The organism is Streptomyces sp. TSRI0107, assembly GCF_001905845.1.
Taxonomy (GTDB): domain Bacteria; phylum Actinomycetota; class Actinomycetes; order Streptomycetales; family Streptomycetaceae; genus Streptomyces.
Map to the genome: position 1 here is coordinate 408,195 of NZ_LIVZ01000004.1, position 13,270 is coordinate 421,464.

The 13,270-nt window shown below is 74.0% G+C and carries 8 protein-coding genes; 2 read left to right on the forward strand and 6 right to left on the reverse strand.

Features of this window, described 5'->3' with window-relative positions:
- Positions 1–42: 42 nt before the first annotated feature.
- The 5 genes from AMK31_RS12210 to AMK31_RS12230 form a co-directional block, all read right to left on the reverse strand.
- Positions 43–1,104, reverse strand: coding sequence for a serine/threonine-protein kinase (locus tag AMK31_RS12210; RefSeq protein WP_073940481.1), 1,062 nt, complete (start codon positions 1,102–1,104; stop codon positions 43–45).
- A gap of 87 nt (positions 1,105–1,191) precedes the next feature.
- A complete protein-coding gene (locus AMK31_RS12215; protein ID WP_073940482.1) occupies positions 1,192–2,778 on the reverse strand; it encodes a serine/threonine-protein kinase in 1,587 nt (528 codons plus the stop codon).
- Positions 2,779–2,937: 159 nt separating this feature from the next.
- A complete protein-coding gene (locus AMK31_RS12220) occupies positions 2,938–5,775 on the reverse strand; it encodes a protein kinase (RefSeq protein ID WP_073940483.1) in 2,838 nt (945 codons plus the stop codon).
- A gap of 178 nt (positions 5,776–5,953) precedes the next feature.
- Positions 5,954–7,972, reverse strand: coding sequence for a serine/threonine-protein kinase (locus tag AMK31_RS12225; protein ID WP_073940484.1), 2,019 nt, complete (start codon positions 7,970–7,972; stop codon positions 5,954–5,956).
- A 244-nt stretch (positions 7,973–8,216) separates the two neighbouring features.
- Positions 8,217–9,923 (reverse strand): glycerol-3-phosphate dehydrogenase/oxidase, encoded by a 1,707-nt coding sequence (locus AMK31_RS12230; protein ID WP_073940485.1) that lies wholly within the window; start codon positions 9,921–9,923, stop codon positions 8,217–8,219.
- 277 nt (positions 9,924–10,200) lie between these two features.
- On the opposite strand from AMK31_RS12230, the gene AMK31_RS12235 reads away from it, so the two are divergent.
- Both AMK31_RS12235 and AMK31_RS12240 read left to right on the forward strand, forming a co-directional pair.
- Positions 10,201–11,409, forward strand: a complete 1,209-nt coding sequence (locus tag AMK31_RS12235; RefSeq protein WP_073940486.1) for a nucleotide sugar dehydrogenase — start codon at positions 10,201–10,203, stop codon at positions 11,407–11,409.
- 134 nt (positions 11,410–11,543) lie between these two features.
- Positions 11,544–12,038, forward strand: coding sequence for a hypothetical protein (locus tag AMK31_RS12240; protein WP_073940487.1), 495 nt, complete (start codon positions 11,544–11,546; stop codon positions 12,036–12,038).
- Positions 12,039–12,107: 69 nt separating this feature from the next.
- Here AMK31_RS12240 and AMK31_RS12245 read toward each other — a convergent pair whose 3' ends face one another.
- Positions 12,108–13,232 (reverse strand): GuaB3 family IMP dehydrogenase-related protein, encoded by a 1,125-nt coding sequence (locus AMK31_RS12245; protein ID WP_073940488.1) that lies wholly within the window; start codon positions 13,230–13,232, stop codon positions 12,108–12,110.
- Positions 13,233–13,270: the final 38 nt, after the last annotated feature.

Sequence of the window (13,270 nt, forward strand, 5' to 3'; positions counted from 1 at the left end):
CGCGGGGGTGCGCAGTCACAGAGCCGTGACCCAGGACGTGGCTTATCTCCCGTTTATACGAGAGTCGTAGGAGCTGGAGGAGGCCGACGACGTGACCGTCTCCGTCACCGTCACACTCGGCGTGGGACTCGACGGGGTACCGCCGCCGTCACCGCCGCCCCCGGTCATCAGCAGCGCCGCCGCGGACACGCCCGCCGCGGCCATCGCGGCGACCAGCAGCGCGGTCATCAGCCTGTCCCGTGGGGCGCGTCCCGTCCGGGGCGGCGGCACCCGCCCCGTCTCCCGGAAGGCCCGCAGCATCCGCTCGGCCTCGGCCGCGTCCAGCCGCCGCTGCGGGTCGCGCTCCAACAGGCCCTGCACGACGGGCAGGAACGGCGCGGCCTGCGCGGGCGGGCGGATCTCGTCGTCCACCACCGCGTGCAGGATGCCGCCCAGGGTGTCCCGGTGGAACGGCGAGCGGCCGCCGACCGCCGCGCACAGCAGCACGCCCAGCGACCACAGGTCGGAGGCGGGCCCGGTACCGGCCCCGGACATCCGTTCCGGCGCGGTGTACTCGGGCGAACCGACGAAGGACCCGGACTCGGTGAGCGTGGTGGCGCCCGGCACCTGGGCGACACCGAAGTCGGTGAGCACGACCCGGCCGGTGCCGGACTCGATGAGCACGTTGGCCGGCTTCAGGTCGCGGTGCAGCACACCGGCCGTGTGCGCGGTGCGCAGCGCGCCGAGCAGATCGACGCCGATCCGGGCGGCCTCGTCCGCGTCGACCGGCCCGCATGCCGAGATCCGGTCGGCGAGCGAACCGCCCTCGATCAACTCCATGACGATGTACGGGCGCTCCTCGTGGACGACGACGTCGTGGACCACGATGACGTGCGGATGGCTCAAGCGGGCCACCGCGCGGGCCTCACGCAGGATGCGGTCGCACTGGCGCCGCGCCTCCTCCGGGGAGAGGGAGGCGTCCTGGGCGATCTCCTTGACCGCGACCCGGCGCCGGAGCAGCTGGTCGGTGGCCTGCCATACGACGCCCATGCCGCCGCGTCCGAGCAACGCCTCCAGCCGGTACCGCCCCGCGATGACCCGGCCGTCCGTCCGCTCGGTCCCCATGCGCCCATGATGCCCCAGCCGGAGGCACCCCCTCCGGGGGAAAAGACGCAGGTTGGCCGACAACCGACGGTCCGTCAGCCAAACGGCTCAGCTGTGGCCGGGCCGCCAGCTCCGCAGCACCGTGTCGAACTGTTCCCTCGTGGTCTCCCAGTCGGACACCGGACCGGCCATGTAGATGGCGTACTCGACGCCGTCCCGGGTGAGGTACATCTGGTCGACGGCGCGGCGCGGGCCGACGTACGTGCCGGGGTCCTTCTCCAACGCGGTCCACGTGTACTCCCACAGGGATCCCTGCCGGTCCCGGTAGACGTTCTCCCGCAAGGAGACCCGCTGGTACTCGGCGAGCCGCCGGACCTGCTCCTCCAGGTCGAGCTGGTGTTCGCGCGCGTCGTCGAAGTCGGGCGCGCGGTCGACGGCGATGCGCAGCAGGTGCACCCCGCCGTCGGGCGAGTAGTCGATCTGGGTCAGCTCGCCGTCGTCGCCGTACACGCTCCGCTTCCAGTCGGCGCTCGGCAGCGAGAGGCCGAAACCCACCGGGTCGTCCGTCCGTACCCACCCGTCGGGGACGGGGCTGCCGGTCACCGGGCCCGGCGACGACGAGTCCGGCACGGACACGGAGGGGGACGGCGACGGTGCGGCCCCGCCCTCGGTGCCGCCGCCCCAGGCCTGCCACGCCGCGACGCTTCCGCCGCCGACGATCGCGGCGACGGCGACGACCAGGGCGAGCGTGCGCAGCCGGCGGCGCCGGGGCGGAGCGGCGGCGGGCACCGGCGCGCCCGGCCAGGTGTGGGCCCGCGTGTCCGGCCCCGTGGGAGCCGGCTGCACGGGGCGCGTCACCTCGTACGCCGCGACCTGCGGCCGCCGGCCCTCGGCCGCCTCGGCGAGCAGGCGTTCGGCTCCGGCCGAGTCGGGCCGGGCGGCGGGGTCCTTGCGGAGCAGCGCGGCGATGACGGGTGCGAGCGGGCCCGCATGACGCGGCTCGCCGAGGTCCTCCTCGACGACGGCCTGCATGGTGGACAGCGGGGAGGTGCGGCGGAACGGCGAGGTGCCCTCGACCGCCGTGTACAGCGCCGCGCCGAGCGCCCACAGGTCGGAGGCGGGGCCCGGGTCGTGGCCGCGGATGCGTTCGGGGGCGAGGTAGTCGACCGAGCCGACGACCTCGCCGGTGCGGGTGATGGTGGTGTCGCCCTCGATCTGCGCGATGCCGAAGTCGGTGAGCAGCACCCGGCCGTCGTGGGCGAGCAGGACGTTGCCGGGCTTGACGTCGCGGTGCAGGACACCGGCGGTGTGCGCGGCGCGCAGGGCGCGCAGCACCCACAGGCCGATGCGGGCGGCCTCGGCGGGTTCCAGGCGGCCGTCCGCCTTGACGGCGTCGGCGAGCGAACGGCCCTCGACCAGCTCCATCACGATCCACGGGCGGCCGTCGTGCTCCAGGACGTCGTGCACGGTGACGACGGCGGAGTGGTTGATGCGGGCTGCCGCGCGCGCCTCGGCGCGGGTGCGGGCCAGCAGTACGGCCTGGTCGCTCTCGGACGCGTAGAGCGCCGCGGTCAACTCCTTGATGGCGACGGCCCGGTGCAGCACCTCGTCGCGGGCGCGCCACACCCGGCCCATGCCACCGCTGCCGATGGCGTCTTCGAGCCGGTAGCGGCCCCCCAGGAGCAGGCCCTGCATCTGATACACGTTTCCCCGCAATGCACTTGACAGGGTCAGCGTAAGGACCCGCACCCGTCCGGGGAACCGCGGGGGCGGCACGGAAACCGCACTGTGACGGTTTTCGCTTTCGCCGCCGACCGGGAACCGATTGCCCAACTCCGCTTTACGGCGGTGTGGTCAGCCGGTGACCTGATAGGTCGCCGCCGCCTGCTCGTACAGCCGGGTCACCTCGTCGCGCTCCGACTCCGGGCCGCGCACCTGCAGTACGTGGTAGCGCCCGCCGGTCAGGACGGCGAGGTTGCGCACGAACAGCTCGGTGCCGTCCTCGCCGGTCCAGGTGAACTGGCCCTCGGCCATGTTCCGTTCGCCGACCCGGATCGACTTCAGGCCGGTGGCGGTCGCCCAGCTCGACTCGCGGTACGGCCGCAACTCCGGTTCGCTCTCCCGCTGGTAGGCCATCGGGTCGTTCCCGTACTCGTCGGCCGCGTCCCGTCCGGGGACGACGACCAGTTCGAAGTCGCCCTTCGTGTAGACCACCTGACCGCTGCCGTTCTTCGGCGTGCGCTGCCAGCCCTCGGCGACGGCGACCTCGAAGCCCTCCTCGTCCGTGCGCAGGGTGAAGCCGTCGGCGACCTCCGGGCCGGTGGTCTGCGTGTGGGTGGAACCGCCCGACCCGGACGGGCCACCCGTGGTGGGTCCGGCCTGGTCGGGTGTGGGCTCGCTGCCGGTGCCGGGCGACTCGGCGGGCGCCTGGCTCGCCTGTCCCGCGGCGCCGGTCCGCTCCGCCCCGTCCGCGCCGCCGCTCGACTCGGCCTTCGGCATGAACAGCATCGCGTACGCGATCGCCGCGCCCAGACCGAGCAGCACCAGCAGGAGCAGGGTCCGGCCGAGGCTGCGGGGCGAACGCTCCCTCTCCTTGTCCCGCTTGTGCCGGCCGTGGTGCACGGGCAGCCCGGCGCGCCGCCTGCGCACCAGTTCGCCCCGGCGGCGTACGACGGGCAGCCGGCCGGTGCCGACGGGCGGCGCGGCGACCACATGCACCCCGGCCTCGGGCTCGGGCGCCGAACGCACCAGGGAGCGCAGCCAGCCGCGCAGTTCCTCGAAGTCCAGGCGTTCGGTGGGGTCCTGACGCAGCAGCGACTCTACGACGGGGCGCAGCGGGCCGCACTCCTCGGCGAAGGCGGGCGGCTCCGCGCACACCAGCTGCACCAGCTCGGCCGTGGACTCCTCGGGGTACGGCGCGTGCCCCTGGACGGCGCGGAAGAGCAGCGCGCCCAGCGCCCACAGGTCGGTCGCGGGGCCGATGGGCGGCGCCAGCTGCCAGTTCTCGTGCACCGGGCCGGCCTGCTCGGGCGCCCAGCGTTCCGTCACCGGCCCGACCACCGCCATCCGGGCCTGCCGCGCCCGCTCGGCGGCGAGCGCGGTGGCGGGCCCGCGGCGCGCGGGGGCACCGGCCGCCGGTTCGTCCCAACGCCCGGTCGGCTGCGCGGGGCCACCGGCTGGGGTAAAACCCGGGTCGCCGCTCGCGGGGAGCGCGGCGCGGCTGTGCGGGGCCGCCGGGTGACCGTGGACGCCCGCCGGGTCGCCGGTCCGGGGCGTGCCGGTGCCGGGTCCGGTGGTGTACGGCTGTGGCTGCGGCTGCGGCTGCGGGACGTACGGCAGTGCCTGCCTTTCGCCCGGCTGCCGGGCGTAGCCCTGGGCCGCCTGCCCGTTGGACCCTGCCTGGCCATTGGGCCCTGCCTGGCCGAGGGCCGGTGGCCGGCCGGTGCCGTGAGCGCCGGGGGCGCCCTGTCCGCGCGGGGACGCCCCGTGCCACGGCGTCGCGCGGACGCCGTACGGGTCGGCGATCTGCCCGGGCGGGGTGCCGGTGGCATCGCCAGGTGTGCGGGGTGCACCAGGTGTGCGGGGCGTGCCGGGGGCGCCCTCGTACGGCTGCCCCTGCGCCGTTCCGTGGCCGTCGTCGGAGGCGGGGCGGGCGCCGGGCAGGGCGGCGCGGCCGGCTTGCCCCTCCTGGACGCGGGCCGCGGCCCGGGCTCCCGCGCGGTAGGCGGCGATCGCCCCGGCCCGCGCGGCCCTGATGTCCCCGCCGGTCTCGGGCGTCCCGCGGGCGGGCACTCCCGCACCGCCCGGCATGCCCGTGCCGTTGCCCGCGTCGGCGCCCGGCAGTCCACCGGCCGCCCGTGCCTCGATCGCGGCGCGCCGCGCGGCCTCGGGGTCGGCGCCGGGCAGGCTGCCGGCCACGCCACGGAAGCCACCGGGCCCGCCCGGGGCGCCACGCTCCAGCTCACGTCCGGGTCCGCGGTCGGGGCCGCCCGTTCCGCCGTGCCCCTGCGGCCCGGCGGGGCCGCCCCAGCCGCCGCCCCCGGGTTCGTCGCCCTCCTCGGTCTCCTCCGACGGCACCGGGTCGTACCCGCACAGCGCCTCCTCCGCCGCGCCGACCGCGAGCCCGGTCAGCATGACCCGGCCGTCGTCGCAGACGAGGACCGTGCGGGCGGTGATGTTGCGGTGCACCCAGCCGTGGGCGTGCAGCACGCGCAGGGCCATGAGGACGTCGGAGGCGACCTCCGCCGCCCGGTACGGCGTGAGCGGCTGTTCCGCGAGAAGTGCCGCCAGCGGCCGCGCGGGCACCAATTCGCTCACTATCCACAGCGAGCCGCCCTCGGCGAACACATCGAACACCTGGTCGAGTCGCGGATGGTCGGGGATGCGGGCCGCGGCCTGCGCGGCCTCCACCGCCCGCCGCACCGCCGGATCCGCCGGCCGCCGCACTCCCCCCGCTGCGCGCCCCCGGTCGGGTCGCCGGACCCCGCGGTCCCGTGCCGTGAAGCCCTCCGGGAGTCCGTCGGCGTCCAGCACCTCCGCCTCGACGACTTCCGGCAACGGCACCTGGCGCACCAGGACTTCCTGCCCGCTGTAGGTGTCGAAGGCGCGGGTCTCGGTGAGTTCGTACTCGTCGGCCGGGGGCAGGGGCAGGCGGTAGCGGTCGGCGAGGACCCGTCCCGCATAGTCGTCCACGTTGCCTCCCCCGGCCGCCCTGCTGGTCAATTCCGCTCGTCCGGCGCCCCGTTCCGGCCCGTTGCGGATACGCCGGTTCCGGATGCGTACGGTTCGCAAGCACTCACGATACGTGCCGGAGGCAACTCACACGGAGGGGATCGGAGATATCACATGCCCCACCCGGCCGCGGGCCCGGTCACGCCTTGGGTTCGAAGGTCTTCGTGAGCGTCCGCCAGGTGATCCTGCGCAGCTCGCCGTCCCACTTGGCGGCCTTCGCCGTGTACATCAGCGCGTAGCCCTGGTCGTCGTCGACGACGAACCCGCGGTCGATGGTCCGGTACTTGGTGCCACCGTCCACGTAGGTGAACTCCCAGTCGGCCGTGTTCCAGCCGCGGTAGTCGACCTTCTCTATACGGATCCTGTCGTACTGCGAGCGCACCATGTAGCGCTCCTGGTTCTTCCAGTCCGCGACCGGGTCGCCCTTGGGCGTGCTGGTCCAGGCGACGAGCAGCTTCTGGCCCTCGGGGCCGGTGAAGCGGTCGCCAGCCCGGTCCGACGACTGGTACTTCCAGCCCTCGGGCAGGCCGATCGAGTAGCCTTGTCCGCCCTGGTGGGTCGAGTCGGCGGCGATGCCGTCGTCCTTGCCGGACTCCTTGCCGCTGCCCTCGCCGGACTCCTTGCCGGACTCATCGCCCGCGGAGGCGTCCTCGTCGGACGTGTCGCCGGACTCGGCGGCGCTCGGTGTGCCGTCCGGGCCGGCGCCGGCCGAGCCGGACGCCGCGCCGTCGGTGTGGACGCCGCCCTCGGTGTCGTCCTTGGTGTCGCTGCCCGCGTTCGCGCCGGCGGCGGTCTCCTTGCCGCTGCCCCGCGACTGCGCCGAGCCGTCGTCGTCACCGCCGAGGGTGAGCGCCAGCACGATGCCGAGCACCGCGACGACCACGGCGACCGCGATGATCAGCAGCGTCCGCCGCGGCACCACGTCGGTGAGCGGCGCACGGGGCGCGGGCCGCGGCGGCAGGTCCGGCGGGGGCACGACGGGCCAGCCCGAACTGCGGGCGCCGCTGCCGCCGCTCGCCGTGCCGGAGGTGCCGGCCGCGTCGGACGCCGACGGGGAGGCCGCCGTGGCGGGCGTGCCGGATGTCGTGGGCGTGCCGGACGAGCCGCGGCTCACCGCCGCCGCGCCGGCCGTGCCCGCCGCTGCCGCCGCCTTCCGCGCGGAGCGCAGCGCCCCGCGCAGCCGGTCGGCCGCCTCCTCGCCGCGCTTGCTCCCGGTCGACGCCGGGGCGTCGGGCTGGGCGGGCAGCGGGACCACCTTGGTGGCGTCGGCCGGGGGCTCCGGCTCCGTCTCGTCGGGGGCGTTGACGACGGCCTTGAGCATCGCCCGCGCGCCCGCGTCGTCGAGCCGCTGGGCGGGGTCCTTGGTGAGCAGGCCGTAGATGACGTCGCGGAGCGGGCCGGCGTTCTTCGGCTCCTCCAGGGGCTCGGTCATCACCGCGGTGAGGGTGGCGATCGCGGAGCCCTTGTCGTACGGCGGGGTGCCCTCCACCGAGGCGTAGAGCAGGCCGCCGAGCGACCACAGGTCGGCCGCGGGGCCGGGCTTGTGGCCGCGGGCGCGCTCCGGGGAGATGTAGGAGGGGGCGCCGACGAGCATGCCGGTGGAGGTGATGGACGGGTCGCCCTCGACCTGGGCGATGCCGAAGTCGGTGAGCACGACCCGGCCGTCGTCGGCGATGAGCACGTTGGACGGCTTCACGTCGCGGTGCAGGATGCCCTCGCGGTGCGCGGAGCGCAGCACGTCGAGGATGGCGAGGCCGACCTCGGCGGCGCGCCGGGGGTCCAGCAGGCCGTCCTCGCGGATGACCTCGGCGAGCGACTTGCCCTCGACCAGCTCCATCACGATCCAGGGGCGGTCGTCCTCGTCGACCACGTCGTAGACCGTCACCGCGCTGGTGTTGCGGATCCGCGCGATGGCCTTGGCCTCGCGCAGCGTGCGCGTGATGAGCCTGCGCTTCTCCTCCTCGTCGATGTTCGACGGGAACCGCAGCTCCTTGACGGCGACCGTCCGGCCCAGGGTCTCGTCCACGGCGCGCCAGACCGTGCCCATGCCGCCGCGGCCGAGCACGTCCCCCAGCCGGTACCGACCGGCGAGGAGACGCTCGCGGTTGTCCTGACGAGTGTCCTGACGGGATGTCCCCGCCCGCTCCGCCTCCGACATGCGTCCCCTCATACAACCCGCCCTGACAGAGCCTCCATTGTCCCTCACCCGACAAGTGCTCGACGCCCAGGGTGGCTCCCCGCCCCTCGCGCTGCGGGGTTCTGTCCCCGCACCCGTAGAACGAGACGGTTCCGAACAGAGATCCCGATTCGCCACACTCGTTCGAGTGAGTTCCGGAAGGGACTTGGGCGCGGGCGGCGCTCGCCGCGCGTCCCGCGCCGTTCCCGAGGCCCGCCGGACCGGGCTACAACGGCACTATGTCCGGGGCGCCCAGGCGTGCCGCGTCGGCCGTCAGGTCGTCGGGCTGACGCTGCGACTCGCGTTCGGCCTCCACCCGCTTCTCGTAGTGCTGGACCTCGCGTTCGATCTGGCCCTCGTCCCAGCCGAGGACGGGAGCCATCAGCCGGGCCGCCTCGCCGGCGCAGCGGGTGCCGCGGTCGAAGGTCTCGATGGAGATGCGGGTGCGGCGGGTCAGCACGTCGTCCAGGTGGCGGGCGCCCTCGTGGGAGGCGGCGTAGACGACCTCGGCGCGCAGGTAGTCCTCGGCGCCGGGCAGCGGCTCGCCCAGGGACGGGTCGCCGGAGACGAGTTCGAACAGCTCCTCGGCCAGTGAGCCGTACCGGTTCAACAGGTGCTCGACACGGACGACATGGAGGCCGGTGCGCTGGGCGATGCGCGCCCGCGCGTTCCACAGCGCGCGGTACCCCTCCGCGCCGAGCAGCGGGATGTCCTCGGTGACGCATTCGGCGACCCGCATGTCGAGTCCGTGCACCGCCTCGTCGACCGCGTCCTTGGCCATGACCCGGTACGTCGTGTACTTGCCGCCCGCCACCACGACCAGCCCCGGCACCGTGTGGGCGACGGTGTGCTCGCGTGAGAGCTTGCTGGTGGCCTCGGACTCGCCGGCCAGCAGCGGGCGCAGGCCGGCGTAGACGCCCTCGACGTCGTCGCGGGTGAGCGGCACCGCGAGCACGGAGTTGACGTGCTCCAGCAGGTAGTCGATGTCGGCGCTGGAGGCGGCCGGGTGGGCCTTGTCGAGGTCCCAGTCGGTGTCGGTGGTGCCGACGATCCAGTGCCGGCCCCAGGGGATGACGAACAGCACGGACTTCTCGGTGCGCAGGATCAGGCCGGTGGTGGAGTGGATGCGGTCCTTGGGGACGACCAGGTGGATGCCCTTGGAGGCCCGTACGTGGAACTGCCCGCGCTCGCCGACCATGGCCTGGGTGTCGTCGGTCCACACGCCGGTGGCGTTGACGATCTGCTTGGCGTGGATCTCGTACTCCCCGCCCGCCTCGACGTCCTGCACGCGCGCGCCGACGACCCGTTCGCCCTCGCGCAGGAAGCCGGTCACCCGCGCGCGGTTGGCGGCCTTCGCGCCGTACGCCACGGCCGTGCGCACGAGGGTCGCCACGAAGCGGGCGTCGTCCATCTGCGCGTCGTAGTACTGCAGGGCGCCGACGAGGGCGTCCCTCTTCAGGCAGGGTGCCACGCGCAGCGCTCGACCGCGCGTCAGGTGCCGGTGCAGGGGCAGGCCGCGGCCGTGGCCGCGCGCCATCGACATCGCGTCGTAGAGCGCGACGCCGGAGCCCGCGTACAGCCGCTCCCAGCCCTTGTGCTGGAGCGGGTACAGGAACGGCACCGGTTTCACCAGGTGCGGGGCCAGCCGCTCCAGCAGCAGTCCGCGTTCCTTCAGCGCCTCGCGCACCAGCGCGAAGTCGAGCATCTCCAGATAGCGCAGGCCGCCGTGTATCAGCTTGCTGGACCGGCTCGACGTGCCGGACGCCCAGTCGCGCGCCTCGACCAGGCCGGTGGACAGGCCGCGGGTGGCGGCGTCCAGCACGGTGCCCGCGCCGACCACTCCGCCGCCCACGACCAGAACGTCCAGCTCGCGCTCGGCCATCGATGCCAGTGACTCGGCGCGCTGCGCCGGCCCCAGGGTCCCTGTCCTCACCGCTGCCTCCCGCTCATCGCGTCGCGCCGGCCGCACCACTCGGGGCGGGCCCGGTTCGGTTACCCCCTGCCCAGATTCTCACCGGGATGCCCGACTTCAGCCACCACTCGCCCCCAGCCTGTGGACAACACTCACGGAAACACTCACCGAAACTCGGGCGCCCAATACCGCAAAACGGTCATATTTACTCCTAGTCTGACATTGCGCGCTCGCTCTTCCTGTCCACACGGCTTGCGCACCTGTCCCGTTTCGGTTACTGGGAAGGACGGCCCACGCCATGCCCGCAGATCTCGCCGTCATCGGACTCGGCCCGCTCGGCCTGCCGCTGGCCCAGGCCGCCGTCGCCGCCGGCATCCCCACCGTCGGCTACCGGACCGGCCCCGAGCCCGACTCCCTCAGCCCCGCCGAGCTGCGCCGGATGCTCTCGGGGGGCTTCCGGCACGCCGTCGGCGCCGCCGAGCTGGGCCGGGTGCGCACGGCGGTCATCTGCGCGCCCACCTCGCGCGGCGAGGACGGCGGGCTCGACCTCGGACAGGTGGAGTCGGCCGCCCGCACCCTCGCCCCGCGGTTGCGCCCGCACACCACGGTCATCCTGGAGTCCCCCGTGCACCCGGGCACCACGGAGGAGTTCCTGCGCCCGCTGCTGGAGAAGGGATCCGGGCTCCGCGCGGGCCGCGACTTCCATCTGGCCTACTCCCCCAGCCGTGTCGACCCCGGCAACCGCGCGTTCACCCCCGCCAACACCCCCAAGGTGATCGGCGGCCTCACCCCCGCCTGCACCGAGTCGGCCGCCGCCTTCTACGGCCGCCTCACCGACAAGGTGGTCCGCGCGCGCGGCACCCGCGAGGCGGAGACCGTCCAGCTCCTGGAGACCAACTACCGGCACGTCAACATCGCCCTGGTCAACGAGATGGCCGTGCTCTGCCACGACCTCGGCGTCGACCTGTGGGACGTCATCCGCTGCGCGGAGACCAAGCCCTTCGGCTTCCAGGCGTTCCGCCCCGGCCCCGGCGTCGGCGGCCACGCCGTCCCGCAGGACCTGATCGGCCAGGCGGGGCGCGGGCTGCGCGTGGTGGAGGTGGCCCGGCAGGTCAACGAGCACATGCCCCGGTACGTCGTCCAGCGCGCGGCCACACTGCTCAACGAGCACGGCAAGTCGGCCCGCGGCGCGCGCGTGCTGCTGCTCGGCGTCGCCTACAAGCCCGACCTCGGCGACCGGCAGGGCACGCCCGCGCGGGAGATCGCCGTACGGCTGATGGAGCTGGGCGCCGCCGTCAGCTACCACGACCCGCACGTGCCGTCCTGGAGCGTCCTGGACCGGCCGGTGCCCCGCGCGGACACCCTCTACGAGGCCGCCGCCGACGCCGACCTGACGATCCTCCTCCAGCACCACCGGACGTACGACCTCCAGGGCCTGTCCGTGAAGGCGCAGCTGCTGCTGGACACCCGGGGGGCGACCCCGACGGGCGCCGCGCACCGGCTCTGAGGCCCCGCACGCGGCCGTCCGCCGCGGAATTCACTGGTGGCCGGAGCCGGTGCGCCTGCTAACCTGCGGCGTCTTCGTCGCACAGCCGTGCGCACACTCCGCTCGTGCACCAGTCCCGTGGGGGGATCTCTGTCATGACCCAGTCAGTTCCGCCGCAGCCGACCGACGGCAACCCGTTCGCCCAGCAGCCGGGCGCCGTTCCCCCGGCCCCGGCCGCCCCGGCCCGCGGCGGCAACATCGCCCTAGGCGTGGTCACCGCCGTCGTCGTGGCCCTGGTCACGGCCGGTGTCTACGGCGCGATCGTCGGCGCCACCGAGTACGAGATCGGCTACGCCGCCATCGGCGTCGGCTTCCTCGTCGGCTTCGCCTCGGGCAAGGTCGGCGGCTCCCACCCGGTACTGCCCGTGATCAGCGCGGTCCTCTCGCTCGGCGCGGTCTACCTGGGCCAGCTGATCGGCGTCGCGATGCTGGCCGCCGACATCACCGGCATCTCCGCCGTCGAGATGTTCACCGAGAACTTCAGCCTCCTCACCGACGCCTGGAAGGAGACGGCCGACGCCATGACCTTCCTGTTCTTCGCCATCGGCGCCGTCGCGGCGTTCTCGGGTGCGAAGAAGGCAGCGGCGTAGGAAGACTGCGCGGGAACCCGGAAGGGGCCCGTCCACACCAGGTGGACGGGCCCCTTCCCGATGCGTGGACTACCGGCTGTGCTGGGAGTCCGCGACCGTGACCTCGACCCGCTGGAACTCCTTGAGCTCGCTGTAGCCGGTGGTGGCCATGGCGCGGCGCAGGGCGCCGAAGAAGTTCATGGAGCCGTCCGGGGTGTGGGACGGACCGGTGAGGATCTCCTCGACGGTGCCGACCGTGCCGAGACCGACCTTCTTGCCGCGCGGCAGCTCCTCGTTGACGGCCTCCATGCCCCAGTGGTGGCCCCGGCCGGGCGCGTCCGTCGCGCGGGCCAGCGGGGAGCCCATCATGACCGCGTCGGCGCCGCAGGCGATCGCCTTGGGCAGGTCGCCGGACCAGCCGACGCCGCCGTCCGCGATCACGTGCACGTACCGGCCGCCGGACTCGTCCATGTAGTCACGGCGGGCCGCCGCCACGTCCGCCACGGCGGTCGCCATCGGGACCTGGATGCCCAGCACGTTGCGCGTGGTGTGCGCCGCGCCGCCGCCGAAGCCCACGAGCACGCCCGCCGCGCCGGTGCGCATCAGGTGCAGGGCGGCGGTGTAGGTGGCGCAGCCGCCGACGATCACCGGGACGTCAAGCTCGTAGATGAACTGCTTCAGGTTGAGCGGCTCGTGCGAGCCGGAGACGTGCTCCGCCGACACGGTCGTACCGCGGATGACGAAGATGTCCACGCCCGCGTCGACCACGGCCTTGGAGAACTGCGCGGTGCGCTGCGGGGAGAGCGCGGCGGCGGTGACCACGCCCGCGTCGCGCACCTCCTTGATGCGCTGCCCGATCAGCTCCTCCTTGATCGGCGCCGCGTAGATCTCCTGGAGGCGGCGGGTCGCCGTCTCGGCGTCCAGGCCGACGATCTCGTCCAGCAGCGGCTGCGGGTCCTCGTACCGCGTCCACAGGCCTTCGAGGTTCAGCACGCCGAGGCCGCCCAGCTCGCCGATCCGGATGGCCGTGGCCGGCGAGACGACCGAGTCCATGGGGGCCGCCAGGAAGGGCAGCTCGAAGCGGTAGGCGTCGATCTGCCAGGCGATCGAGACCTCCTTCGGGTCCCGCGTACGGCGGCTGGGGACGACGGCGATGTCGTCGAAGGCGTACGCCCGGCGGCCGCGCTTGCCGCGCCCGATCTCGATCTCAGTCACGTGTGTGGCCTTTCCCTGATGCGTTTCAGCGCCTTCCA

Bases quoted from the DNA above. Each gene is read 5' to 3' on its own strand.
- AMK31_RS12210 (WP_073940481.1), bottom strand. From the start codon at position 1,104: ATGGGGACCGAGCGGACGGACGGCCGGGTCATCGCGGGGCGGTACCGG.
- AMK31_RS12215 (WP_073940482.1), bottom strand. From the start codon at position 2,778: ATGCAGGGCCTGCTCCTGGGGGGCCGCTACCGGCTCGAAGACGCCATC.
- AMK31_RS12225 (WP_073940484.1), bottom strand. From the start codon at position 7,972: ATGTCGGAGGCGGAGCGGGCGGGGACATCCCGTCAGGACACTCGTCAG.
- AMK31_RS12235 (WP_073940486.1), top strand. From the start codon at position 10,201: ATGCCCGCAGATCTCGCCGTCATCGGACTCGGCCCGCTCGGCCTGCCG.
- AMK31_RS12240 (WP_073940487.1), top strand. From the start codon at position 11,544: ATGACCCAGTCAGTTCCGCCGCAGCCGACCGACGGCAACCCGTTCGCC.